The organism is Pelotomaculum sp. PtaB.Bin117 (assembly GCF_002067195.1).
GTDB lineage: Bacteria > Bacillota > Desulfotomaculia > Desulfotomaculales > Pelotomaculaceae > Pelotomaculum_D > Pelotomaculum_D terephthalicicum.
In genome coordinates, this window is the sequence record NZ_MVQM01000034.1 from 39,660 (window position 1) to 63,369 (window position 23,710).

General features: G+C 45.3%; 27 protein-coding genes, 1 tRNA gene and 1 pseudogene. 21 read left to right on the forward strand and 8 right to left on the reverse strand.

The features are described from left to right. Nucleotides 1-138 precede the first annotated feature (138 nt). From guaA to A4E54_RS01575, 3 genes are all read right to left on the reverse strand, one after another. On the reverse strand, nt 139-1,680 hold the full coding sequence (gene guaA, locus A4E54_RS01565) for a glutamine-hydrolyzing GMP synthase (RefSeq protein ID WP_286723930.1): 1,542 nt from the start codon (nt 1,678-1,680) through the stop codon (nt 139-141). Further along, the gene (gene hpt / locus A4E54_RS01570) at nt 1,667-2,233 is read right to left on the reverse strand and encodes a hypoxanthine phosphoribosyltransferase (protein WP_240081936.1); all 567 of its coding nucleotides are present in this window, start codon (nt 2,231-2,233) and stop codon (nt 1,667-1,669) included. The genes guaA and hpt overlap by 14 nt, the downstream gene beginning before the upstream one ends. A 177-nt stretch (nt 2,234-2,410) precedes the next feature. Then, on the reverse strand, nt 2,411-3,133 hold the full coding sequence (locus A4E54_RS01575) for a hypothetical protein (RefSeq protein ID WP_286723934.1): 723 nt from the start codon (nt 3,131-3,133) through the stop codon (nt 2,411-2,413). 123 nt (nt 3,134-3,256) lie between these two features. Here A4E54_RS01575 and A4E54_RS01580 point away from each other — a divergent pair, with 123 nt between their 5' ends. From A4E54_RS01580 to A4E54_RS01590, 3 genes are all read left to right on the forward strand, one after another. After that, nucleotides 3,257-3,580 (forward strand): nucleotide pyrophosphohydrolase, encoded by a 324-nt coding sequence (locus tag A4E54_RS01580; RefSeq protein WP_240081934.1) that lies wholly within the window; start codon nt 3,257-3,259, stop codon nt 3,578-3,580. A gap of 140 nt (nt 3,581-3,720) precedes the next feature. Then, nucleotides 3,721-5,067, forward strand: a complete 1,347-nt coding sequence (locus A4E54_RS01585; RefSeq protein WP_286723937.1) for a DUF1015 domain-containing protein — start codon at nt 3,721-3,723, stop codon at nt 5,065-5,067. Nucleotides 5,068-5,172: 105 nt separating this feature from the next. Further along, nucleotides 5,173-5,247: transfer RNA gene (locus A4E54_RS01590), tRNA-Val, on the forward strand. A gap of 558 nt (nt 5,248-5,805) precedes the next feature. Here the strand turns inward: A4E54_RS01590 and A4E54_RS01595 are convergent. Next, nucleotides 5,806-6,201: a type II toxin-antitoxin system HicB family antitoxin gene (locus A4E54_RS01595; protein WP_240081932.1), complete on the reverse strand. Its 396-nt coding sequence runs from the start codon at nt 6,199-6,201 to the stop codon at nt 5,806-5,808. 167 nt (nt 6,202-6,368) lie between these two features. Between A4E54_RS01595 and A4E54_RS15860 the strand changes: the two genes are divergently transcribed. The 4 genes and pseudogenes from A4E54_RS15860 (at nt 6,369) to A4E54_RS01605 (ending at nt 7,888) form a co-directional block, all read left to right on the forward strand. Then, nucleotides 6,369-6,491 (forward strand): DUF8602 domain-containing protein, encoded by a 123-nt coding sequence (locus A4E54_RS15860; RefSeq protein ID WP_502687911.1) that lies wholly within the window; start codon nt 6,369-6,371, stop codon nt 6,489-6,491. Between the two features lie 216 nt (nt 6,492-6,707). Next, a complete protein-coding gene (locus A4E54_RS01600) occupies nt 6,708-6,860 on the forward strand; it encodes a hypothetical protein (protein WP_286723939.1) in 153 nt (50 codons plus the stop codon). 350 nt (nt 6,861-7,210) lie between these two features. Continuing rightward, nucleotides 7,211-7,402, forward strand: a pseudogene (locus A4E54_RS15720) (YmaF family protein); the annotation flags it as partial. A gap of 249 nt (nt 7,403-7,651) precedes the next feature. Next, nucleotides 7,652-7,888: a DUF2164 domain-containing protein gene (locus A4E54_RS01605; RefSeq protein ID WP_286723975.1), complete on the forward strand. Its 237-nt coding sequence runs from the start codon at nt 7,652-7,654 to the stop codon at nt 7,886-7,888. Nucleotides 7,889-7,954: 66 nt separating this feature from the next. On the opposite strand, the gene A4E54_RS01610 is transcribed toward A4E54_RS01605, so the two are convergent. After that, nucleotides 7,955-8,443 carry a hypothetical protein gene (locus A4E54_RS01610; RefSeq protein WP_286723940.1) on the reverse strand — a complete coding sequence of 163 codons (489 nt, stop codon included), beginning with the start codon at nt 8,441-8,443 and terminating at the stop codon, nt 7,955-7,957. Nucleotides 8,444-8,665: 222 nt separating this feature from the next. Here A4E54_RS01610 and A4E54_RS01615 point away from each other — a divergent pair, with 222 nt between their 5' ends. From A4E54_RS01615 to A4E54_RS01625, 3 genes are all read left to right on the forward strand, one after another. Further along, entirely contained in the window at nt 8,666-11,479 is a 2,814-nt protein-coding gene (locus tag A4E54_RS01615) for a PAS domain S-box protein (RefSeq protein WP_286723942.1), read from the forward strand. 61 nt (nt 11,480-11,540) lie between these two features. Next, the gene (locus A4E54_RS01620; RefSeq protein ID WP_240081929.1) at nt 11,541-12,314 is read left to right on the forward strand and encodes a hypothetical protein; all 774 of its coding nucleotides are present in this window, start codon (nt 11,541-11,543) and stop codon (nt 12,312-12,314) included. Between the two features lie 25 nt (nt 12,315-12,339). Continuing rightward, on the forward strand, nt 12,340-12,543 hold the full coding sequence (locus tag A4E54_RS01625; RefSeq protein ID WP_286723944.1) for a hypothetical protein: 204 nt from the start codon (nt 12,340-12,342) through the stop codon (nt 12,541-12,543). Between the two features lies 1 nt (nt 12,544). Here A4E54_RS01625 and A4E54_RS01630 read toward each other — a convergent pair whose 3' ends face one another. Together A4E54_RS01630 and A4E54_RS01635 are read right to left on the reverse strand one after the other, a co-directional pair. After that, nucleotides 12,545-13,486 carry a ketopantoate reductase family protein gene (locus tag A4E54_RS01630; protein ID WP_240081927.1) on the reverse strand — a complete coding sequence of 314 codons (942 nt, stop codon included), beginning with the start codon at nt 13,484-13,486 and terminating at the stop codon, nt 12,545-12,547. Between the two features lie 77 nt (nt 13,487-13,563). Continuing rightward, the gene (locus tag A4E54_RS01635) at nt 13,564-14,277 is read right to left on the reverse strand and encodes a hypothetical protein (RefSeq protein WP_286723947.1); all 714 of its coding nucleotides are present in this window, start codon (nt 14,275-14,277) and stop codon (nt 13,564-13,566) included. Nucleotides 14,278-14,482: 205 nt separating this feature from the next. Between A4E54_RS01635 and A4E54_RS01640 the strand changes: the two genes are divergently transcribed. Continuing rightward, nucleotides 14,483-15,010, forward strand: coding sequence for an HD-GYP domain-containing protein (locus tag A4E54_RS01640; RefSeq protein ID WP_286723951.1), 528 nt, complete (start codon nt 14,483-14,485; stop codon nt 15,008-15,010). 26 nt (nt 15,011-15,036) lie between these two features. Here the strand turns inward: A4E54_RS01640 and A4E54_RS01645 are convergent, their stop codons facing one another. Further along, the gene (locus A4E54_RS01645) at nt 15,037-15,306 is read right to left on the reverse strand and encodes a transcriptional regulator (RefSeq protein ID WP_502687912.1); all 270 of its coding nucleotides are present in this window, start codon (nt 15,304-15,306) and stop codon (nt 15,037-15,039) included. A gap of 259 nt (nt 15,307-15,565) precedes the next feature. Here A4E54_RS01645 and A4E54_RS01650 point away from each other — a divergent pair, with 259 nt between their 5' ends. From A4E54_RS01650 to yedF, 10 genes are all read left to right on the forward strand, one after another. Beyond that, nucleotides 15,566-16,027 carry a hypothetical protein gene (locus A4E54_RS01650; RefSeq protein ID WP_286723953.1) on the forward strand — a complete coding sequence of 154 codons (462 nt, stop codon included), beginning with the start codon at nt 15,566-15,568 and terminating at the stop codon, nt 16,025-16,027. Between the two features lie 42 nt (nt 16,028-16,069). After that, on the forward strand, nt 16,070-16,534 hold the full coding sequence (locus tag A4E54_RS01655) for a hypothetical protein (protein ID WP_286723956.1): 465 nt from the start codon (nt 16,070-16,072) through the stop codon (nt 16,532-16,534). A gap of 27 nt (nt 16,535-16,561) precedes the next feature. Further along, on the forward strand, nt 16,562-16,684 hold the full coding sequence (locus tag A4E54_RS01660) for a cyclic lactone autoinducer peptide (RefSeq protein ID WP_286723959.1): 123 nt from the start codon (nt 16,562-16,564) through the stop codon (nt 16,682-16,684). 308 nt (nt 16,685-16,992) lie between these two features. After that, nucleotides 16,993-18,435 (forward strand): PAS domain S-box protein, encoded by a 1,443-nt coding sequence (locus tag A4E54_RS01665; RefSeq protein WP_286723961.1) that lies wholly within the window; start codon nt 16,993-16,995, stop codon nt 18,433-18,435. Nucleotides 18,436-18,632: 197 nt separating this feature from the next. Further along, the gene (locus A4E54_RS01670) at nt 18,633-19,325 is read left to right on the forward strand and encodes a C40 family peptidase (RefSeq protein WP_286723963.1); all 693 of its coding nucleotides are present in this window, start codon (nt 18,633-18,635) and stop codon (nt 19,323-19,325) included. Between the two features lie 289 nt (nt 19,326-19,614). After that, a complete protein-coding gene (locus A4E54_RS01675; protein WP_353681804.1) occupies nt 19,615-20,763 on the forward strand; it encodes a double-cubane-cluster-containing anaerobic reductase in 1,149 nt (382 codons plus the stop codon). 1 nt (nt 20,764) lies between these two features. Continuing rightward, complete coding sequence (locus A4E54_RS01680) at nt 20,765-21,559, forward strand: acyl-CoA dehydratase activase (RefSeq protein WP_286723979.1); 795 nt, start codon at nt 20,765-20,767, stop codon at nt 21,557-21,559. A gap of 234 nt (nt 21,560-21,793) precedes the next feature. Next, nucleotides 21,794-22,012 carry a putative Se/S carrier protein gene (locus A4E54_RS01685; protein WP_240081919.1) on the forward strand — a complete coding sequence of 73 codons (219 nt, stop codon included), beginning with the start codon at nt 21,794-21,796 and terminating at the stop codon, nt 22,010-22,012. Next, nucleotides 21,999-23,159 carry an aminotransferase class V-fold PLP-dependent enzyme gene (locus A4E54_RS01690; protein WP_286723968.1) on the forward strand — a complete coding sequence of 387 codons (1,161 nt, stop codon included), beginning with the start codon at nt 21,999-22,001 and terminating at the stop codon, nt 23,157-23,159. The genes A4E54_RS01685 and A4E54_RS01690 overlap by 14 nt, the downstream gene beginning before the upstream one ends. Nucleotides 23,160-23,166: 7 nt before the next feature. Beyond that, a partial coding sequence (gene yedF / locus A4E54_RS01695) for a sulfurtransferase-like selenium metabolism protein YedF (protein ID WP_286723970.1) occupies nt 23,167-23,710 on the forward strand: 544 nt, incomplete at its 3' end.

Genomic DNA, 23,710 nt, shown 5'->3' on the forward strand with positions numbered 1-23,710 from the left:
TCTAGTTATTTGATATGTTCCATGTAAATTTTTCCGAAATCATGTTGCCGGACGTCAAATTATTTTTATTTTCATGAGAACTATCCTTAATGCTTTAATCTTGCAGAAGGTTGTAAAGGTTGTATTAATAACGGCATTTTATTCCCACTCTATTGTCGCCGGCGGTTTAGAAGTAATATCATAAACCACCCTGTTGATTGCCCTGATCTCGCTGACAATGCGGGAAGAGACAGTCTCCAGCACCTCGTAGGGAAGGCGGACCCAGTCGGCGGTCATGGCGTCCTGGCTATTTACCGCTCTAAGCGCCACAGTATAAGCATAGGTGCGCTCATCTCCCATTACTCCCACACTTCTCATGTCGGGCAGTATGGCGAAAGACTGCCAGATCTTCCGGTAAAGGCCGGCCTTTCTGATTTCTTCTTCAAATATCGCGTCCGCTTCTTGCAAGATCGCCACCTTTTCAGCGTTAACCTCGCCGGTTATGCGGACTGCCAGGCCCGGTCCGGGGAACGGCTGGCGCCAAACCACTTCTTCCGGCAGGCCCATCTCTTCGCCGAGCGCTCTCACTTCATCCTTAAACAGCCAGCACAATGGCTCAATCAATTTCAACCGCATTTCCTCCGGCAGTCCGCCCACATTGTGGTGCGACTTGATCACAGCCGCCGTGGCGGTGCCGCTTTCCACCACGTCGGGATACAGTGTTCCCTGCACCAGGAAATCTATTTGGCCCAGCTTGTCGGCTTCTTCTTCAAAAACGCGGATAAATTCTTCCCCGATGATTTTCCTTTTACGTTCGGGATCGGTTACATCTGATAATTTCGACAGGAAGCGCTCATGCACGTCAACCCCGATCAGGTTGATTTTAAATTTATCCCGGAAAACTTTCAGAACCCGCTTCGCCTCGCCTTTGCGCAGCAGGCCGTGATCCACAAAGACGCAGGTGAGACGGTCGCCCACCGCCTGATGGACCAGAACCGCCGCGACGGATGAATCCACCCCGCCGCTCAGGCCGCAAAGCACTTTCTTTTCTCCCACCTGCCGGCGTATTTCAGCCACGGCTTGTTCAAGAAAAGATGACATGGTCCAGAGACCGTGGCAGCCGCAAATGTCAAAAAGGAATTTTTTAAGTATATCCTGTCCTTTTGGCGTATGGACCACTTCCGGGTGAAACTGCACCGCGTATAAGTGCTGCTCCGTCCGAGCCATGGCCGCCACAGACGCCTTGCTGGTAGTCGCCGTGACAGTAAACCCCGGTGGTGGTGATTCCACCGTGTCGCCGTGACTCATCCAGCATTGTTCGGTTGGCTCCAGGCTTGAAAAAAGCTTGTCCCGCTCGAGCACGGTCAATTCTGTCTTGCCGTATTCCCGGTGCGCGGCAGGTGATACGACGCCTCCCAACTGGCGGCCCATCAGCTGCATACCATAACAAATGCCCAGTATGGGGATGCCCAGTTTATAGATGCCCGGGTCGCAGGAAGGAGCGCCTTCGCTGTAAACGCTGGAGGGCCCGCCGGAAAAAATAATCCCTTTGGCCCCCCTGGCGACAATATCTTCAAGTGGCGTTGAAAACGGCAGCATTTCACAGAACACCTTCAGTTCCCTGACGCGGCGCGCGATCAGGTGGCTGTATTGGCCGCCGAAATCCAGCACAATGATCATTTCTTGCTCATGCAGTGACATTTTGTTTTCCTCCACCGTAAATTTTCGGACTTAAGATCATGATATAAGGTAGGTTCCGGTAACGCTCGTTGTAGTCAAGGCCGTATCCGACCACAAATTCGTCGGGAATGGTGAAGCCGCAGTAATCAATATTAATATTCGCCGGTTTGAGCCGCCTGGACGGCTTGTCGAGCAGGGCGCATAATTTAATACTGGCAGGGTGGCGGGAGCTTAGGTTTTCCAACAGGTAATTCAGGGTCAAGCCGGTGTCGATGATGTCTTCCACGATCAGAACATGGCGGCCTGTAATACTCCGGTCCAAATCTTTTAGAATCCGGACCACCCCTGATGATTTGGTTGAGCTTCCATAACTTGACACAGAGATAAAATCAAAATAAGTCGGCACGGTAATTTTGCGCACCAGGTCGGCAAGAAACACCATGGCGCCTTTAAGTATGCCGACCACCAATATTTCTTTGCCCGCGTAGTCTTGTGAAATCCGCCTGCCTAATTCAGCTACCTGCAGCTCTAATTGCTCTTCTGTCAGCAATATTTTTTCACCGTCTGGATGCAAAGCCAACACCTCCCGGAGAAAATATGCTTTAAAATCCGGCATATTATAACAATATGTAATCGTCATGTCAATCGCCCCGTGAGCATTGTGTGCATCGTGTAATTATCGTTGTGATATCAAATAATATCTTCAGTAAAATAAAAGAACCCGTGTTGTCAGTAACGGGTCCTGAAATATTTAGTTTACATCAGGCGGTGTTATTGATATATTTTTGTCATAATCCCAAAAGCTCAAATTGATCTCGATACCGCTTTGGGGACTATTTTTATCCTTCGCCTGTATCGATGCCTGCTGAATCCGGTAATCTTCAGGATTTAACCAAATCCTGTAAAAAAAGTCGGTTAACCGGAGTTCAAGGAAAGGATCCTGCAGGGTGGGGCGGATTTCCATTTGCAGCATTCTTTCACCGTTTACTTTTACGAGACCTTTATACTTCAGCTCAATGATATCTTTAAAATTAAAATAGGCTAATGGGTTCAGTTCGGCATAAAAGATCTCCATATCCGAGAGCTTGTTCCCGGACAAAGAAACCCACTGGCCGGAAGGTTGGTCTTTAAAATATGAACTGTTCCCCACCTGGATGAAATCAACTGGTGTATTCATGATGGCGCCTCTTATCTGCACCTGGTCGGGAGCTACTCTCTCGCCTTCAACCTGGCTGAAAAAGTCTATATTTGCTTTGCCGCTTGCGGTTAGCCTGGTTTCTGCCTGGTAGCGGAAACTCCCGCTGGCAATTGTTCTTTCCAGTCCGGTCTTGAGCATCTCCTGGGGAGGCGCTTTCACGGTGCCGCGGGATTTAATGGTAATGTGCGCCAAAACGCAAAGCAGTAAAATAAAAAATACCGCCAGCAAAATAATAGAAATTCTTTTATTTAATACAACCCAGCAAGGACGACGCAATACGCCAACTCCCGTCTATTTGTCGTATTTATTTAATATACTTTTTAACCCGGTGGAATATGACACATAGAAACGTTCAATAGTATAAATAATTAGAAAAACCGTCTTTGGAGGAATACTATTATGGATATTAAAGAAATGCAAAATGAAGTGGACCAATGGATTAGCCAGTTTGAAGAAGGCTATTGGAATCCACTCTCCATGCTGGCCCGTCTAACTGAAGAGGTCGGCGAATTGGCGCGCGAAATAAATCACCAATATGGGGAAAAAACCAAAAAACCGGATGAGCCGATCGGAGACCTGGCCCTTGAACTGGCTGACATATTGTTTATCCTGATTTGCTACTCCAACTCATTAAATATTGACCTGGAGGACGCCTTTAAGCGGGTGATGGCCAAGTACCGGTACCGGGACAGTGAGCGCTGGACCAGAAAAGACAATACTTGATATATATGTCGTTATATGTCGTTGTATTTTTATCACTATTATAATACAATTTAACAGTATTGCGTAATAATATTGCTATTCTTGCTAATAAAGACACCGGCGTTGTGCTTCAGTGCCTGTTTAATGAGGAGGTTTACTTTATGGCGACGATAATGCCTTTTAAAGGCTTACGCTACAACCAAGGAAAAATTAAAAAAATGAACGAGGTGGTCACCCCGCCTTATGATGTTATTGACCCTGATGCTCAAGACCGCTATTACAAGCGTCATTCATACAACATTATCCGCCTGGAGTACGGAAAAACTTATCCGGGAGACAATGAAGCAAATAACCGCTATACGAGAGCAGCTGAGGATTTTGGCGCTTGGATCGGAGAAGGCATTCTCGTTTCCGAAGCTGAGCCGGCCCTATATCTCTATGAGCAAGGGTTTGTTGCCGGCGGGCAAAAGAAAATTCGCAGCGGCTTCATTTGCGGGGTTAAGCTTGAACCTTACGATAAAGGTATCGTATTGCCTCATGAAGAAACCATACCCAAGCACAAGGCAGACCGCCTGGACTTGATGCGTGCCTGCAAGGCTAATTTCAGCCCGGTTTTCGGTTTGTACGCCGATAAAGAAAAGAAAGTGGAACAAGCATTGCGCGAAGCGGTAAAAGGGGCGCCGCCGGATATAGACTTTACGGATGAAATTGGCGAGACGCACCGGATGTGGGTAATTACTGAGAAGACAGTGATCAGCAAGGTGCGGCAAATAATGGCCGATAAACAGATCTTTATTGCCGACGGCCACCATCGATACGAAACTGCTTTGAATTATAAAAAAGAAAGAGAAGCGCCGAATACGCAAAGTGAGCCCGCCTACTGTTACATGATGATGACCCTGGTAAATTTATACGACTCCGGATTAGTAGTCCTGCCCACTCACCGGCTGATAAAAAATGTTGCTGGTTTGGATATCAGCCGGCTGATCAGTAAGGTTAAGGACAGTTTCATGGTGGAGGAACACCGCCTGGGACCGGACGGGAGCGGTTTGCAGGAACTCATAAAACTCATGGCCGAGCGTGGACAAGTATCCTCCACACAGGCCGCCCTTGCTTCTCGCCCGCATGTTTTCGGCTTATATGCCGGGGATAATATTTTTTATTTATTGCAGCTAAAGAGCGAAACAGGACTTTCTCAAATAATGCCTCAAGAGAAGTCTCCCGCCTGGCAGGGACTGGACGTTTCCATACTGCACACGCTGGTTATTGACAGGCTTTTAGGTATTGGCGGCGAGCTTATGGCAAGAGCTGAACATATTACGTATACTCGTGAAGAAGAAGCCGCCCTGTCCCTGGTGGACAAAGGAGAATGCCAGCTGGCCCTGTTCTTGAACCCCACTTTGGTGGAGGAGGTCACCAAAGTGGCAAACAACGGTGAAAAGATGCCGCAAAAAAGCACTTTCTTCTACCCGAAACTGATTACAGGTCTGGTGATAAACCAGTTATAGCATGCCATTTGCATACGGGCGATAGCGGCCGATTGATTCCCCTATATAACCCTGTTTATCTTGCCTTTTGGGCGCCTGTATGTTAGAATATGTTTAATAGGTTGCGGGGGTGTAGCTCAGCGGGAGAGCGCTTGACTCACATTCAAGAGGCCACTGGTTCGAAACCAGTCATCCCCACCAGTAAAACCGCTATCTGTAGGGATTGGCGGTTTTTTTATTTTCTCAGAAATCGTTGAAAATCGCCTAAAATTTTGTCGGTGACTAACACGTGACACACAAAAAAAACCCAAAAAACGGGAGTTATTAGCTCCCGTTAAATCATTTTTATGGCTTTTTTCAATTGCCTCGTTAGTTGACACCATTTTAAAAACCCAACGCGAGGTAGGGATTCAATTAAATACCAACTATAGCCTGTTATGAAAGATTAAATAAATTAGAACGGGAAGTAAGTGAGCTAAAAAACATCATAAAGAATCGCTCTTAAGCACTAAATCAAGATTCATCATATTACAAACTTTGGTGAACGAGTCAAACCATTCTGTTTGAACATAAATGCTTTTATCAATATTATCTAGTGCTCTCAGTTGATTCATCACTTTAGAGAATTCTAACAGACTATTGCGAGTTAATGTGTACCAAGGCTTCAATACAGGTTTTTGTAAAGCGAGCGGAAGAAAAAATAAAGCTTGTCATACGAAAGCAAACTATAAGTGAAGGGGTAATTTATAAGCAGCCCGGTTAGGGCTGCCTTTCTATTCCGAGGCGGGTTTTTAATCCTTCTTGGAGGACCTGAGAAAAATTAACCCCAGCTTCATCACCAAGGACTTTGAGATATTTAGGAATTGATACGTTGATTCTCATAGTGGTTAAATCGTTTGCTTTGCGGTATTTTGCAAAGTCGATGTCCACCCACGTAACAAGTTCATTAGCTTTATGCAGAGGTTCAGAAGTGGACGGTTCTGGGATTATGCGTCCGTCGTCTTGCTCGCATATTCCCCAAAGGCCAATAGCGTCGCGTGCCATATAAATTGCTTCTGCCAGGTCTTTACCTTGTGTATTAATATCGAGGTCAGGAACAGTTACAACATATCCCGAATTGGTGGGGGTAAGGATTACAGGATATACTTTTGTCATCTAGCAACACTCTCCTTTATGGTAATAGGCTGAGGGCTATTTCAGCCCTCGCCGCTTGATTAACTTATACACATTAGATGTGTATAAGTCAACACATTTTTATGAGATAGTTTATAATTTTTTAATATTTGGAGCCCGTGAGGCTCTTTTTGTTTGGGGTTGATTCGATGCCACAACGACCCTTGAAACCTTGCCGGCAGCCGGGTTGTCCGAACCTGACTGACAGAGGTTACTGCGATAAACTTGTCCATGACGGAAATCCAGAACTTTATCAGCTGGTACCAGAGTAAAGCATCCGGCGGCGTGGGAGCTCCGTTCTATACCTTCAGCAAAACCCCAATATCACCGTACACCAGTAGAATGGATTATTTGGTTTTTAATCAGATTGTTTGCTGGAAGGTAAATCAGTATTAGTTATCTGGTTAATGAAAGCCCTGCTCTTCGGAGTGGGGTTTTTGTTTTTGGGGGATAATAAATTAAAGCATTCAGTAAATGGAGGTCTATCTATGCTCTTCGCACTACCGTTAGTGAGATCGGAATGGAACAGTAACCCTGTTTTTGGCGACAACGGCCTGATTATATTGTCAGTAATTTTCGCAGTTGTAATCTTTGTTGCGGTGCTTTACTTCATAGCGAAGCGAAAGATATTGAAAAAATAATTTCATTATGCTCTGTGGTGGGGCGTTATTATTTGGTTCACAAAACCTTCAAATTATTTTCATGGAAATCACAGCCGGCATTCAGCTTGCTTTCAGCAAACAGTGTTAATATAAACCAACAGAACCGAATGATAAAAATAACCGGCCAATTGCCGGATTACATACTGAATTTTCTCTCTCCTTGTACCCGTCTATTAAGGCGGGTTTTTGTTTTGCCGGGCTGCCTTCCAGGCTACAGCGCCGTAAGCCAGAGCCGCCGCGCTACCGGTGCGAGACGGAGCAGGGGTTGGTGTGCGATTTGGCGAAGGAGCGGGTTGGGTGGGTGAACTACTACTCCAGCTCCAGAGGGTCCATCCCATACCCATCGTATATATAACAGGACCACTACAGAGCAAAAGCATGACCATCTGATGGATGTTGAAACCGGACCGCCAATACCGATCCAATGGGGGCATGTACACTATTTTAGCGGAGTAACCAGTATTAACGGTATTCGCCCGCATTCACACCAATTTGGAAATGTTACAAGCCCTTCAAGATGAGATAGCCACCTTATAAACCACTCTTCCTGAAGGGCTTTTTCTTCCCTTTGCAGGACAACCTCCTCTCCCCGCCGAACTACTCCCCGGGGCGATCCCATGACCCGCCAACAACTTATGCATAACGTCTTTATGATAAGTAACTCTTTAACTACAGTTTTATTGAATATAATATAATGTAAAATATTATTATTCTGGATTGCAACCGTTAAGGTCCTTAAGGAGAGTAAATGTTAGATTATAGAGGGAGGAATCAATTTGAATAATAAAATTAAAATAAACGAGGAAAAAAGACAGGAAATGATTTCAGCAATTCAAACCTATTTTCTCAATGAGAGGGAGGACAAATTGGGAGATTTAGCTGCATCTCTCATCTTAGATTTCTTTATAGAGAAACTAGCGCCAGAATTTTATAACCAAGGTGTTTATGATTCATATATTTATATGTCCGATAGAATTGAGGACTTATTAGGTATTCAGAAATACTAATAATTTAATTTCTTTTCGCAGGAAAGGGTGCCGCTAAACGGCATCCTTTTTTGTTTGTATCTTTTCCTAACCCTTACAAAATATTCCTTTGACTAGTCTTTCAATAGCAGACCCCAGAAACCCACCTGTTACTCCGCCTAAAATCCCGCAGAATATTGGACCGATACCGTAACTATATATAACGCCCAATGTTCCTCCCATTGCAGACCCCACAAAAAACCCGTTATATTGTGTGTTGGTAAATATTCTGCCTTTTTCAGCCTGGCTAAGACCATGGTTAATCTCCATGGCCCTGTTATAAGCCTGCCAGATGGAATAGGCGTATATGCACGGATAAAACAACATCCACTGAAAATTAGCCACGTCGGAAGCATTCTGAAACTGTCCTCTTAATGAATACAAGATAGATAGATTTATGCCTGCTTTTACACTGATTATTAACTCCAATACAACCAGTAATACACCGATGAGGTAATCACCGATATAAAGCTGCCCAAAACCAGGTATGGCTGTCGACCATAAAGCCGACATCAAGGGTGAACGGTATTTCCTCATTTCCGCTAACCCCCGAATCCCAATATCTCCTTTATTATTAACGTTCCATTGAATCCTAATCATCAGTTGAGGCTAAGCGCTTCCGAGAATTATCACAGGAACTAACGCCAAAAAATTTTTTCATTATCATGACATTATCTCTCAAGGAGATTTATCAGTTGGTGTCGAAAGAATTAGCTTATGGCAAGGTTAATATTGGAAATGCCAAGAGGAGTGTTTTTTATGATTAAAGATTCAGCAGCAGGGGTGATCGCTGGTTCATATTTTACCGCGCTGACTAAATTATTAAGTTCTAATCAAAACATAGCTGTGAACATAATTAATTCAATTCCCGCCGGAATAGCTATCACTACAGATCTCACATGCAAAGAAATAAGACACAACCGGAAAGCGGCTGAATTCCTTAGAATTCGGCCTTGGGATAGCCTTTCTCATACCGTTTGCGAAGAGCGGTCTGTGAAATTAATTCATAATGGGAAAGAACTTACTCCCGCAGATCTGCCGATTCAGCGGGCTTGTTGGAATGGTGAGGTAGTAAAAGACTTTGAGCTTGAATTTATCTGGGACGACGGAGTTCGTAAAATCTCTGTATGGAATTCCAGTCTTTTATATGATGAAAGAGGTTCTATTATAGGAGCCATCGCTACCTTTGAGGACATCACCAAATACAAACTGGCCGAGGAAAAAAACCATCTTCAAAAAGCGGTGCTGGATGGGATCAACCGGATTTTTCATGAGGCTCTTGCTTGTGAAACCAGGGAGGGACTGGGAAAAATCTGCCTGCAAGTAGCTCAGGAACTGACTCAGAGCATGTTTGGTTTTATCGGTGAGGTAGACTCCGCCGGTGATTTAGACAATATTGCCATCAGCGACCCTGGGTGGGCCGCTTGCTGGATGCCCAGCGGCAGTAGCCGCGGGCAACTGCCTAAAGACTTGAAAATACACGGCATCTACGGGCGGGTACTCCGTGACGGTAAATCCATATTCACTAATGAACCTGCCGCGCATCCGGACAGTAGCGGCCTGCCGGAAGGTCATCCTCTCCTGCATTCTTTTATTGGGGCGCCCCTGATTCACAGCGGCGGGATAATCGGAATGATCGGATTAGGTAACAGGGAAGGCGGCTATAGTCTTCAGGAAGTGGAAATCTTAGAGGCCTTAAGTGAGGCCATAGTTCAAGTTTTGCTGAAAAAACGGGCGGAGGATGCTCGCCTGGAAGCTGGCCGTTTAGCAGAGAAGCGTGCTAACGAGCTTGACGCCGTAATCATGTCCATGCCCGATGGTCTCACTATCTACGATAAATTTGGAAACCGAATCTTCGCAAATGATTTTTCAAGAAATCTTTGCGCAGATCGGGTGAGGGCATCTGAGACATTAACTGCCGAAGGAAAGGTGCTTGCTTTTGAAGAATTACCGGTGCAGCGTGCCTTGAAAGGAGAGGTCGTAAGAGATTATGAACTGGTTTTTAACAGCGAAGCAGGCGAGTGTACGTATGTATCGATCAACTGCACACCTATACGCGGCAGTAACGGTGAAATAACCGGAGCAGTAGCCACGCATAGGAATATCACCGAACGAAAACAGGCAGAGGAAATGCTGAAGCTGCATCAGCAGCAGCTTGAGAAACTTGTGCGGGAACGTACGCGAGAACTGAAGGAAGCTAACCTGCAGATAACTTATATTCTTGAAAGCATAAAAGACCCTTTTTTTACTTTGGACAACCAATGGAGATTTATTTATGTGAATCATCAGGCGCAAGAACAGTTTTCTTATTTTGGAAACCTGATCGGGCAAAACATCTGGTGCAAGTTCCCCAAAATGGTGGGCTCCATTTTCTGGAATAAGTATCATGAGGTGATGAACAATAATAGACCCCTTGTTTTTGAAGTGAAAACTTCAGATACAGGGTTATGGTCGAAGGTTAGCGTCTACCCGTTTGGAGAAGGAATTTCTGTACTTTTCCAGGATATAACTGAACGTAAGTTGGCAGAAAAAAATCTCCGTCTGTCCGAGGAACGATTCTGCAAGATATTCCAAAACAGCCCTGATTCGATCGCCATTATGCGCATGAGGGATAACCGTTATATAGATGTAAACCAGAAGTTCCTGGAGCTTACCGGGTACACCCGTGCAGAGGTTTTAGGCGGCACGCCTGTAAAACTGCGTCTATGGGTCGAGAATAAGCATCACACGGAATCCCTTTTAAAAGAATTAAGTGAAAAAGGAGAAATTCATAACGTTGAATATAAAATCAGGACAAAATCCGGTAATATAGTCACCGTATTATTATCAGCTGTAATAATGGACCTTAGCGGTGAAGCATGCCGGATAACCTTGATGAGAGATATGACCAAAGAAAAGAAAATGGAAGTCGAAATGGCCCGTCTGGACCGGCTGCACCTCGTTGGAGAAATGGCTGCCGGCATTGGTCACGAAATTAGAAATCCGATGACAACCGTGAAAGGGTTTCTCCAATTGCTGTCCAAAAAAAAGGAATTGGTAAAACATATTAGACATTTTAATCTTATGATAGAAGAACTGGACAGGGTGAACTCAATAATTACTCAATTTCTATCGTTGGCAAAAAATAAGGTTGTGGATATGAAAAAGGAGAATATAAAGACAATAATCGAAACAATTTTCCCATTGATTCAAGCCGACGCCATAAAGCAGGATAAAAATATTGAAACAGCTTTAGATGACGTGCCTGAAATAATACTGGATGAAAAAGAGTTTCGCCAGTTGCTCCTTAACCTTATTCGTAACGGACTGGAGGCAATGTCCCCTGGCGGGAAAATAACAATCAAAACATTTATCGAAAATGGAGAAATAGTTTTAGCCGTTCAGGATGAGGGAAAAGGCATTTCACAGGAAATACTTGATAAAATCGGCACCCCGTTCCTGACCACGAAAGATAATGGCACCGGTCTGGGGCTTGCAACGTGCTACAGCATAGCAAACCGGCACAACGCTATAATTGATATAGATACAAGTCCCAGCGGCACAACCTTCTTTGTCAGGTTTAAAGCCAGTTAGAAACTGCCTGAAGGGAATATGCCTCTTATGTTGAATTAGATAATATGGGAGGGTATATAAAGTGAATGATTTAAAAGAAAATATGCTTGATGAATTTAAATACCGTGAAAGAGTTACAGCTTTCATTGATATATTAGGGTTCCGGAAAAAAGTTAACGAGAGCTCTCATGATCATGAAAAAACGCTTCGAATTTGTTCAGCGTTAAAATTTTTAACATATGATTATAAGAAATATAATGACTTTTGTAATAGTACTGATGAGTTTGTTAAAAGTGGCAGGAGAGTAACGGCTTTTTCGGATAGTATTGTCATATCATATCCCAAGAAAGAGGAAACGATGGTTTTTCTTTTGTTGGATGTCATGTTGTTGCAGGCTCATTTGGCGTTTCTTGGTTTCATGCTTCGTGGAGGGATTGTCTGCGGAAAGCTGTTCCATAGTGGCAATATAGTTTTCGGCCCTGCTTTAGTTAAAGCTTATGAGTTGGAATCAAAGGCTGCAATTTACCCGCGTATTATAATTGAAAGAAAGTATTTAGAAGAATATGATTTTAATATGCAATATTTACACCCTAAATTATGTGAAGTACATCCGAATCTTAAAAAACGAAAACATCTTGCCCATTTAGTGAAAAAAGATAACGATGGTTTATACTATGTGGATTTTCTTTTGGTTTGCAGAAGCGAAATTATAGAAAAACTATTAATTCTATGTGATGAAATGCTTAATAGCACTGAAGAACCAAATGAAATTGGTAAAGTAAACTGGTTAATAAATTATATTCGAAGTTATGAGGAACTTCCTTCAGCGCTCACGTCTACAACGCCAAGTGCGTAAAGCTGAAGCTGAAGGGAAAAAGGTTGTGCTAAATAAACAGGACTATGGTCCTATTTACAACAATATCAACGTGAAAATAATTTTCATCTTTAAAAAAGCTGTCGAGGATACAGTATATGATGTTTTTCTGTCAGGCGGAAACGCGTTGCTTGTTCTTCCGATAAGCAGAGAGCGCCTGTTAGATGAATTCTCAAAAACAGATACCAGGCCGCTTTCTCCCGCGTGGTAAGTCATAAGTTCATTTTTTCTTTTGCCTTTACAAGCGAAACGATGAAATCATTTACCGGTGTGCTTACTCCGTGTTTCTTCCCCATTTCCACGACGGCGCCGTTTAACGCGTCTATTTCCGTCCTCCTGCCTCTCTGGATGTCCTGCAGCATCGACGGGTGGTGCGAGGCGGTGGCGGGTAATAATTTTTCATAAAAATCCTTCAGATAAGCCTCCGGATTAGGCCACAGGACCTCCTGACCTATTTTCTCCAGCAGGGCGAAAATCTCCCTGATAACGCTTTCCATTAACTTCCTGGAGTGCTCCACTTCGCCCAACCTTCCGTAATTTACTTCAAGAATGGCTCCCATGGAATTCAAGGCCGAGTTATAAATTATTTTACCCCATATATACTTCATCACCTGTTCCGAAAACCTGGTGGGGATTCCCGCTTCTCTGAAGACACCGGCAAGCGTCTCCATCTTATATTGATCAATTAAGTTTTTCGGTGATCCCAGAATAACGTCGTCGGCTATGACCGTTACCTTTGAAGCTCCGGGGCCGGTTGTTTCCGCGCCGAAAATTACCCGTCCAAGGATCAACCGGTGCTCAAGGATATGTTTGGCCGCCGCTTCGAAGTTTCCGTAACCGTTTTGGGCAAGAACGACATATGTGTCAGGTGACAGGATCCCGGCAATTTCCGCGGCCGCCTTTTCCGTGTCGTATGATTTAACTGTGACTAGAACGAGGTCGAAGTCACAGACGCTGATTTTATCCACACCGGTTACTATTTCGTCCAGCATGGCGTGATGTTCGCCCCAGATGCCGGTGACCCGAACGCCCTTCTCCCGAACCGCTTCCTGGACGGGCTTTCTCGCCAGACCGGTGACCCGGTGTCCTTTTTGCTTCAGTAAACACGCGTAGACAGTGCCAAGAGCGCCGAGTCCAAAGATCAGGATATTCATTCTTGCTCTCCTCGTAAGTTGATAATGTGAGACTTCTCCAAAATATGCTAAAATCCTTTTTGAACAATATGTAAAACCTACTCCCCGGCAAGAATTTCAGTTAATAAAACGACGCATGACAATTCTTGAGAATCTTCATAGCTAATGCGGCAAGTCCTCTTTACCAGGCCCATTCCTTCAACGTACCAATCCTCCCCTTTGCTGAAGAATGGCGCCGGACCCCACTCGGAATACAAAGATTGCCGTGCTGCGGTACACTCTTTCTCCCATATTACTTTCGCCGCCTGAACGTCCTGTCCCAGGATGTTTATTTTTTCCAAACCCATGTATTGGCAAGCGCATTTATACTCTGTAATGTTGTTATAGCTGTCTATGGTTTTATATTGGCTGACCCAAATACCGCCGGGTGATTGCCTCTGAAAAACAAAATTGGTTCCTGCTATAGTTTTTTCAATACTGCCTTCACCGTTCGCTAATGCGAAACCGCTTTCAGACCCTACGATAGTATCTTCATTAACTTGATATATCGCATAGTCTTGAGAGCCGTCTTTGTTGTTATGAGTCTGCCGGTATATTCCGGGGGCCGGTTCTTGCCAATCGGTAACAAAATCATAGTAATGGCTGTTGTTTAAAAATGACGTGTAGCTATATCTGCCGCCTATGTGAGGAATGATGTGGTCTATGGTGAATTCGCCGGCGTCGTTTGTCTCCGCGTTATTAATGGAAGCGGTGAAAAGCAAATGAATTATGATGAAACATGAAAATATACAAAATGATAAACGAAATCTCAAAAGAGATACCCCCTCCCGGTTCATTTCCAAAATTAACCATATAAAGATTATACCACCATAGTAAAGAAGCATACAGCGTCTTCTAAAGAATATATTTCTCGACACAATGCGATAACTATTGCCAATATTCTAATTTTTTTCCATTGTTAGAAGGTAATGCTTAATATATGTCGTATATTTATATAACAGGGAGATGATTGATTTTATGGGTATGATTGATGCCGCCAGGAAAACTCTTTCAATTTATCCGCTCGTTGAGAGTCATTGCAGGAGAGTTGCCAATCTGACATTCGCAGTTTCTTCGCTTCTGAGTGTGCCCAATCATAAAAAAATAACCTTGGCGGCTTACCTGCATGATTTAGGGAAAACAACGTGGCCGACTGAATTATTTACCAAATACCCGATAGATTCTTCTGATTGGGCTTTGATCACGGCTCATCCCATTGTGTCTGTAAATATACTTGATGAGATATGGCCAAAATCACCTGAATACATTAAAGCCCTTGTGCGTGGCCATCATGAGAGACCCGGCGGCGGCGGTTATCCCGACGGCCTTATGGAACCGACTTTAGAGATGCTGATAATCGGCGCTTGTGATGTCTACGATGCCATAATCAATAGGCGGGAATTCATTCCCGGCAAAGCGTTGTCCCCCGAGTTCGCCTTGTCACAGGTGGAGCAGTTCGCGCCGGCGCCGATAGTGGACGCGTTAAAAAAAGTGGTGCAAAAATAATTGCTGATAATAAAAGAAGAATGCCTTTAAACGGCATTCTTCAGGCTGAGAAAATCATAACCCAACTTTGTCAGGCTGCATATTTTGCTTTTTCCTTCGGTGTTTACGTCCACTATGCCAAGTGCGTAAAGCTGCATGACGACGTGGTCCAGCACGGCTCTTTTTACTTTAGCGGTCAGCGATAAATCCTCTTTGTTCATGGGACCTATGTCTTCCAAGGATTTTATCACTCTTTCCGCTTCCTCAGGCAAACGGCTCTGGACCCCGTGAAAGTATTCCACCAGTGATAAGTACATAATTTAAACTCCTTTCCCAAATAGTCATTAATAGTATTGTCATTTACTCAACCAATTAAACATTTCTTAATATTAGACTTTAAAAATATTGAAGTAATTGAAAAAGTAGCACCTTTCGGAAGAAAACTGGAGGAAAGCTAATAAATATTGTCGAAATTGGTTGGAATATTGTAGAAAATTTATCTAGCTTATGGCAGGATATTGATGGCATTTGTAGAAGTATCAATGAAAATTTACGTTAATGAGAGCAGATAGACAGATGGAAAAGATATTGTTGTTTTTTATGCAGGGTATTCCTGAGGTAATGGGTATTGTGGCTTTTAGTTTGGCTTTGGCCAGGGTGCCGCTTCGCTGGGGGATCATAGCGCTGGCCGGCACGTCACTGACCATAATAATTTATGTGATTAGATCCGTACAAATAACTTTTGGCATCCATACAGTTGCAGCTATATTGCTATTGGCTGTATTTATCATTAAAACCACCCGGACTATACCAAAGTATAGTTTTGTTGCTGCTCTTGCGAGTCTTACTACCTTAATAGCGTTGGAATTGATTATAGAAAAATTGTTTCTTTTCATCACAAAACTTGATCAACAGGTTTTCATGTCAAATTACTTGTTGTGGAAATTGGTTGGTTTGCCGCAGGCCATTTTAATGATTTTATTTGCCGTGATAATTTCAAAGTATACAGCACCCGACAGTGACGCGTGGAGAATATGAGTTGATTTCTCTAAAATTATAAAAGTTAAAGTGGGTTGAAAGATGGAAAAGACACTATTGTTTTTTATGCAAGGTATCCCTGAGATAATGGGTGTTGTGGCTTTTGGTCTGGCTTTGGCCAGGGCGCCGCTTCGCTGGGGGATCATAGCGGTGGCCGGCACGTCACTGACCATAATAATTTTTATGATAAGATCTCTGCCTTTGAGTTCTTTTGGTCTTCATACAGTTGCTGCTGCATTGATTTTGGCCCTTTTTATTATAAAAGCCACCAGGACTACACAGTTAAATAGTTTTATTGCCGCATTCGCGAGTTTTACTACCTTGGCGATGTTGGAATTGGTGATAAATAAATCATTTATTTCTATCACAAATCTAGATCAACAGGTATTCTTATCAAATTACTTATTATGGAAATTAATTACTCTGCCACAGGCGATTCTGATGATTTTATTCGCCTTAATAATTTCAAAATTTAAAAAACCTGATAAAGACGCGTGGAAAATATAGACTAGGCATGGGAGGAGGTGAAATGTTATGAAACACAAATTATTTGCTTTTGCGGTCACAATGCTGTTGCTGCTCGCGAGTATAACATCAGCTTCCGCTTGTGGTGTGGGGTCTTACCAACCGGAGGTGCCTGAGTCGCTAAGAAGATAGCCGATTAGTGTAAGGAGGTGGTTTCCCCCCACCTCCTTACACATCCTAATGCGTATAAGCAAGAGGTGATAATTGATATGGCTAGTGAAATAGAAGAAAGACAAAAAGAATCAATTAATCATTTGTCAATCATGCATATTTTTTGCATCATTGTCGCATTGTTAGGCGTATTATTATATGGTAATAATATCAACCCCTATAATACGGGCAGTATTTGCTTTTATATGTCATTAAATTTCATATGGCTAATCATTCTGTTATATAAATTGGAAAAACATTTAGTACAAAAGAACGGGAAATATTTATCATTGTTTAATGCTATATATATAAGTTTTCCGCTGTTTATAGCGATAACAACTTTGTTCATCGAAAATGAAAATATTTTTTACCTGAAAGTAATTTTTATCCTTCCGGTCTTATTCGCCGCCTCAGTTATGGGCAAGCGGGCCGGCATGGTGATGTCCACTGTTTGTTCATTTTTTATAGTCGCTTATGAAATCATCGCCAAAGGCGACCCTTTCTTTCAAGCCTTTGAATCCAGTTTAATCATGATCAGTATCATGTACATAGTCGGCTGGTTTGTCGGCGTGCTGATAGATAATGATGTACAGTACCAGGAGCAGTTAAAAGAAAACATATTGTCTCTCAATGAGGAGATTAAGCACAGAAAACAAGTGGAGCAGCAATACCGGAAGCTGTCCAGTGTTGTTGAGCAAAGCCCAAACATTATTATAATTTGCGATACCGAGGGTAAAATCGAATATGTTAATCCGACATTTACTCAAATAACGGGCTATTCGTACGATAATGCCATCGGAAAAGAGTTAAAGCCCGGCGGGTATGATCCGGGCAAATTCAAACAATTATGGGAGTTGGTTAAAACAGGCGAAGTGTGGCAGGGTGAGTTCTGCAACAAAAAGAAAAACGGTGAAGAATATTGGGAATCCGCCACTATTTCGCCTTTTCGGAACTCCGAGGGCGTCATTACTCACTTTTTAAAAATCGCGGAAGACATCACCGAGCGCAAAAAAGTTGAGAAGGAAATGGAGCGGCTGGAGCGGTTGCACCTGGTCGGCGAAATGGCCGCCGGTATCGGCCATGAAGTAAGAAACCCAATGACCACAGTGCGTGGTTTTCTGCAAATGCTTCGCAGGAAAGATGAATTTGTTAACCATATGAAATACTTGAATCTGATGGTTGAAGAACTGGATAGAGCAAATTCGATAATAACGGAGTACCTTTCTCTGGCCAGAAACAGGGTGGTAAACTTCAAAATGCAAAATCTGAATTCAATATTGGAAGCCTTATTGCCTTTAATCACGGCAGACGCGATGAACTCCGATAAAAATATTATAATGAAGCTTGGAGAAATATCGGATCTATTCCTTGACGAGAGGGAAATGCGCCAGCTTATTTTAAACCTTGCCCGCAACGGATTTGAATCAATGTCTTCCGGCGGGATTTTAACTGTCGGGACATTTATGGACGGCGACGAGGTGGTTTTATCGGTGCAAGATCAAGGCCAGGGCATTGAAGCCGCTGTGCTTGATCGAATCGGCGATCCCTTCTTTACCACCAAAGAAAATGGGACAGGCCTGGGACTGTCTGTGTGCTACAGCATCGCGGCCCGGCACAACGCAACCATCAAGATAAAAACCGGCTCCGCGGGATCAATTTTTTTAGTAAGATTTAAGCCGGGCCGCGATAAAGAGGTGCTTTCGGGCACAGCGGCGAAAACCGTGTTAATGTGATATTTGTCTAAATTCTTAATATGGTTCTATATTTAAGAGCCGTAATTCCTTTCCATAACAGGAAATTACGGCTTTTTTTATATTCTATAAATTTTCTTAAAATTTGAAAGGATTTTCGGGTTTGGTGTCGAATTATTCCATGGTAAAAGTTTGGTAAAAGTTGCGTGAGGGGAAAAAATTATCAACGAGGTGATGCAGTGATTAAAAGAAAATTTTCAATTTCCTTAATTGTCTGTTTGCTTGTCACATTTCTTACGGCCACAGCGGTGTACGCGGAACAAACGCTTTTGAAGCAGGGCGCGTCCGGAGACGATGTGTTAAGAGTTCAAACAAAATTACAATCCTACGGTTATTACACCAGCGCGCTGGATGGGGATTTCGGCCCCGCTACATATAACGCGGTTGTAAGGTTTCAAGCGGACTGCGGGCTGGCGGTTGACGGCATCGTTGGACCGGCAACAATGCGGGCTTTGGAGCGGTTCAACCCCGCTAATGTTACTGCAAGCCGCGGATCGTCCGGAGACAGGAAAGGACAAAGCGTAGTATCTTTTGCGGAGGGATTTTTAGGCACGCCATATGTCTGGGCGGGCAGCTCGCCAAGAGGTTTCGACTGCTCGGGATTTACCAGTTACGTATATGGCCAGTTTGGAGTTAGCTTGCCCCACGCGGCTGATAGGCAGTTTAACGAAGGCTATCAGGTGAGCCAGCTGAAAGCGGGAGATTTGGTGTTTTTCAGCACGTATGAGAGAGGCCCGTCGCACGTGGGGATTTATATAGGGGACAACCGGTTCATTCATGCCAGTTCCAGCGGCGGCAATGTTTGTATAAGTTCATTGTCCAGTTCTTATTACAGCGCGAGGTATTTAGGCGCGCGTCGTGTAATGAGCTAACTAACAAGTAAACTGCGGTATAAACCCGCTTCCTTAAAAGGAGGCGGGTTTTTTAATGATGGGGTCAGCCCTTGACATTGGACAACTTTTCAGGTTAGCCAGCTAACCTGAAAAGTTGTCCAATGTCAAGGGCTGACCCCTTAAAATAAGTTTGTTTTATTAAATGCTAATATATCATAAAATTTATGAATTTATTCTATAAGGTAGTTGTATGGTAAGATAACTGTAGTAACTGCAGTATTAATTAATTTCTTCTGATTGGAAGGTGGCTGTATTGCGCCCGGAGTCTATGAAGATTTTCGATGATTTGCGCGGTCAGAACATGGTTGTTCTGGAAAACGCCAAGCAAAGCGGCAGGAAAGTTGTGGGCATGTACTGCGCTTATTGCCCTCAGGAGCTGGTCCTGGCGGCCGGAGCCATACCGGTGAGTCTCTGCGGGACCAGGGATGAGCCGATCGCGGACGCGGAAAAAGTGCTGCCCCGCAACCTGTGTCCCTTGATCAAGTCCAGCTTCGGGTTTGCCATCACCGGCAAGTGCCCTTATTTTTATTTTTCCGATTTCGTTGTCGGCGAAACGACTTGCGACGGCAAAAAAAAGATGTTTGAGCTTTTGAAGCAGTACAAGCCCATGCATATTATGCACCTGCCCCAGGGGGCGGACCGGCCGGGCGCCCTGTCCTGGTGGAAGGAGGAATTGTTGCTGCTGAAGGAGCGGCTGGAGGAAGAACTTGGCGTGACGATTAGCGACGACAACCTGCGGGAAGCTGTAAAACTGGCGAACAGTGAACAACGGGCCGTTAAAGAACTGCACGAGTTGAACAAGCTGGATCCGGCTCCCCTGTCGGGGCTTGATTTGCTGACAGCCACTTTTATGAAGGGGTTTAATGTCAATAGGTTTGAAGGAATCGCGCTGGTCAACCGGTTGATTGACGAAGTGAAAGAAGTGATCGAGCGGGGAGGCTCGCCTTTCCGGGCGGGCACGCCGCGCATTTTGCTGACCGGCTGCCCGGTGGGCATCGGCTCGGAAAAAGTGATCAGACTGCTGGAGGAAGGCGGGGGCAGCGTGGTTTGTTTTGAAAGCTGCAGCGGCTACAAAACCCTGGCCATGCTGACTGATGAAGACGAGCGGCGGGACCCCCTGGAAGCTATCGCCGAAAGGTCGCTGAAAATCCCCTGCTCCTGCATGACGCCGAATGAGGGGCGTCTGGAACTGCTGGGCAGAATGATTCGTGAGTACCGCGTCGACGGTGTCGTTGACCTTACCTGGCAGGCCTGCCACACCTATAATATCGAGGCGGAATTAGTACGCGGCTACGTCAGGGACAATTTTGACATACCATGCCTGCACCTGGAAACCGACTATTCAAATTCCGACTTGCAGCAGTTGAAAACCCGGGTCACGGCTTTTATTGAGTTGCTGGATAAGAGGTGGACGTAAAATTATTACCGTGGGCATTGACGTGGGCTCCATAACCTCCAAAGCGGTCTTGATGAACGGTTCGGCCTGGCAGAGTGTGCTCCGGCCTACGGGTTACAGCCCGCGGCAGGCCGGCCGGGAGGTTTTTGACGAACTTTTGGACAAGGCCGGATTGGCGCGGGCGGATATTGGCTATATCATCGCCACCGGCTACGGGCGGACAACCCTCGAATTCGCGGATAAAGCCATGACCGAGATTACCTGCCACGCCAAGGGCGCGCACCACCTGGTGCCGGGCGCCGACATGGTGATTGACATCGGCGGTCAGGACAGCAAGGTGATTTTTACGGACAGGCAGGGCAATGTTGCTGACTTTTCCATGAATGACAAGTGCGCCGCCGGAACAGGCCGGTTCTTGCAGGTGATGGCCGCGGCCATGGGCGCCGACGTAAGTGAGCTGGCGGAATTGGCGCGCGGCGAGGAGCCTGTGCAGATCAGCAATATGTGCACTGTCTTTGCCGAGTCGGAGGTAATCAGCCTGCTGGCTGAAGGAGTGGGCAGAGGCAGGATTATTGCCGGCATCCACCGTTCCGTCGCCAAAAGAGTGACCGCCATGGCCGAAAGGATCGGCAAAGGCGAGTTAATCGCCTTTACCGGCGGGGTGTCTAAAAACGAGGGGGTGAAGGAATACCTTGCCCGGGAGCTGGGCAGGGAAATTGTCGTCGCTCCCGAATCCCAGCTTGCCGGGGCGCTCGGAGCCGCCCTTTTAGCGCGGGAAAAACTGCTTAACGCGAAGGTATTACATGAAAAGAAATAATTTTGTAATGTTCAGGGAATACCTGGGCAACGGTGTTTCTGATAGAGAAATATTGGAATGAAAAGCTCATAAATTTATTTTATTATTTGTCTGGTTGCTATAAAAATAATTGATTTATGTTATAAAGTAGCTATATGGTAAAATGAAAGCGATCGGAGCCGGTGTTGATCAAGTGATAACCCTTTAGTATTATTAATCTAGTTGTATTGAGACGACGGGAAGAAGGAAAGTGCCTTGCCGCAAGCGGTAGTAATTGTTTTCAAGTCAACCCATGACGTGATCAAAGCTAAAAACGAGCTGGCAAAAGCTTGTATCGCGCATGAATTGATTCCCACCCCAAAAGAAATTTCCGCCGAATGCGGGATGTCTCTGAGATTGGAAGAACCATTGTTAAGCAAGGCGCTTGATTTATTTCAAACAGCGGGGGTGCGGTACCGGGATGATTTACTTTGATCATGCCGCCACCAGTTTTCCCAAGCCCAAAGAAGTATTTGAGGCAATGGCGGACTATTTTTTCAACATTGGCGCCAACAACGGCAGGAGCGGCTACAGGATGGCGATAAAGGCCAGCGAGTTGGTCTTCAATACCCGCGAACTGCTGGCGCGGCTTTTTCAGATCAAAGACAGCGCCAGGATCATTTTCACCAAAAACGTCACCGAAAGCCTCAATATTGCCATAAACGGTTTCTTGGAAAAAGGGGACCAGGTTGTCACAACCTCGATGGAGCATAACAGCGTGATGCGGCCGCTCCGTTACCTGGAACAGCGCGGGCAAATAAAAATATTCACCGTCCAGGCAAACAGGGAAGGTCTGGTGGACCCGGAAGCTTTCGCGGATATTCTTAAAAAAGAAAAGATTAAACTGGTGGTGGTAAACCACGCCTCCAACGTGACCGGTTCGATAGTCCCTCTTGATGTGATCGCTGAAATCGCTCACAGGCACGGGAGCCGCATTCTGGCGGACGCGGCGCAGACGGCGGGCGCCTATCCGGTTGACGCGGCGTCCGGCGATATCGACATGCTGGCCTTTACCGGCCACAAGTCCCTCCTGGGCCCGCAGGGCACCGGCGGCTTGTACGTGCGGGAAGGGATCGAACTGCTGCCCTTGATCAGAGGCGGCACCGGCAGCAATTCCGAGAAAGAGATCCAGCCTGACTTTTTCCCCGACCAGTTTGAGTCCGGCACCCTGAACGTGATCGGTCTCGCCGGCCTGGGCGCCGGGGTGAAATATGTTTTGGAAAAAGGCGTGTCAAATATCAGGCGGCAAGAAATGAAGCTGACGGAGATGTTTATCAAAGAAGCGGCAAAAATTGAAGGTGTTGAACTGTTCGGACCCGGCGGCATGGACCAAAGAGTGTCGGTTGTCAGTTTCAATATTTCCCGTTGCGCGCCGTCGACGGCCGCGTACCTGCTGGATAAGCATTTTGACATCGCCTGCCGGTCCGGCCTGCATTGCGCGCCCTCGGCGCACAGCACCATTGGCACGCTTCCGCAGGGGACCGTGCGGTTCGCTTTCGGCTGCTTCAATAACGCTGCCGAGGTTGAAAAAGGATTGACAGCCCTGGCTGAAATATCCCGGAAGGAGTATTGTAAGGAGTGAAACTAAAATGAAAATAGTCGACGCGAGAGGCTTGGCCTGCCCGGAACCGGTGCTGCTGACCAAAAAGGCCGTTGACGACGGCGAAAAGGAATTCGTGGTGCTGGTGGACGACGAGATACCGAAAGAAAACATCAGGAAATTTTGTGACGGCAACAACTGCTCCATGGACGAGGCCCCGGACGCCGGCGGCTGGAAGCTGACCGTCCGCCAAAAAGAAGGCTGCGCAGCCTGTGAAGAACTGCTGGAGCCGGTAAAAAGGGAATCAAATTCCAGGATTACTTTTATTATTACCTGCAACAAGATCGGCATTAACGACGAACTGGGCAAAATTTTGATTGAGGGATTCATCAATACCTTGCCCTCCGCCACAAACAAGCCCCGGCTGGTCATCTTTTTGAATGAAGGCGTGCACTTGACGACGGAAGGCTCCCCCGTGCTGCAATCGCTGGCCAAGCTCGTTGAGCTGGGCGTGGAAGTAAGGTCCTGCGGCACCTGCCTGGATTATTACGGCCTGAAGGAAAAGCTCAAGGTGGGGATTATCACGAATATGT

What these genes read in the sequence shown, in the direction of transcription:
- A4E54_RS01585 (WP_286723937.1), top strand. Translation starts at nt 3,721, where the DNA reads ATGGCGACGATAATGCCTTTTAAAGGCTTACGCTACAACCAAGGAAAA.
- A4E54_RS01595 (WP_240081932.1), bottom strand. Translation starts at nt 6,201, where the DNA reads ATGACAAAAGTATATCCTGTAATCCTTACCCCCACCAATTCGGGATAT.
- A4E54_RS01640 (WP_286723951.1), top strand. Translation starts at nt 14,483, where the DNA reads ATGGGTATGATTGATGCCGCCAGGAAAACTCTTTCAATTTATCCGCTC.
- A4E54_RS15860 (WP_502687911.1), top strand. Translation starts at nt 6,369, where the DNA reads ATGCCACAACGACCCTTGAAACCTTGCCGGCAGCCGGGTTGTCCGAAC.
- A4E54_RS01630 (WP_240081927.1), bottom strand. Translation starts at nt 13,486, where the DNA reads ATGAATATCCTGATCTTTGGACTCGGCGCTCTTGGCACTGTCTACGCG.
- A4E54_RS01645 (WP_502687912.1), bottom strand. Translation starts at nt 15,306, where the DNA reads ATGTACTTATCACTGGTGGAATACTTTCACGGGGTCCAGAGCCGTTTG.
- A4E54_RS01580 (WP_240081934.1), top strand. Translation starts at nt 3,257, where the DNA reads ATGGATATTAAAGAAATGCAAAATGAAGTGGACCAATGGATTAGCCAG.
- A4E54_RS01650 (WP_286723953.1), top strand. Translation starts at nt 15,566, where the DNA reads ATGGAAAAGATATTGTTGTTTTTTATGCAGGGTATTCCTGAGGTAATG.
- A4E54_RS01600 (WP_286723939.1), top strand. Translation starts at nt 6,708, where the DNA reads ATGCTCTTCGCACTACCGTTAGTGAGATCGGAATGGAACAGTAACCCT.
- A4E54_RS01610 (WP_286723940.1), bottom strand. Translation starts at nt 8,443, where the DNA reads ATGAGGAAATACCGTTCACCCTTGATGTCGGCTTTATGGTCGACAGCC.
- A4E54_RS01660 (WP_286723959.1), top strand. Translation starts at nt 16,562, where the DNA reads ATGAAACACAAATTATTTGCTTTTGCGGTCACAATGCTGTTGCTGCTC.
- A4E54_RS01615 (WP_286723942.1), top strand. Translation starts at nt 8,666, where the DNA reads ATGATTAAAGATTCAGCAGCAGGGGTGATCGCTGGTTCATATTTTACC.
- A4E54_RS01690 (WP_286723968.1), top strand. Translation starts at nt 21,999, where the DNA reads ATGATTTACTTTGATCATGCCGCCACCAGTTTTCCCAAGCCCAAAGAA.
- A4E54_RS01655 (WP_286723956.1), top strand. Translation starts at nt 16,070, where the DNA reads ATGGAAAAGACACTATTGTTTTTTATGCAAGGTATCCCTGAGATAATG.
- A4E54_RS01675 (WP_353681804.1), top strand. Translation starts at nt 19,615, where the DNA reads ATGAAGATTTTCGATGATTTGCGCGGTCAGAACATGGTTGTTCTGGAA.
- guaA (WP_286723930.1), bottom strand. Translation starts at nt 1,680, where the DNA reads ATGTCACTGCATGAGCAAGAAATGATCATTGTGCTGGATTTCGGCGGC.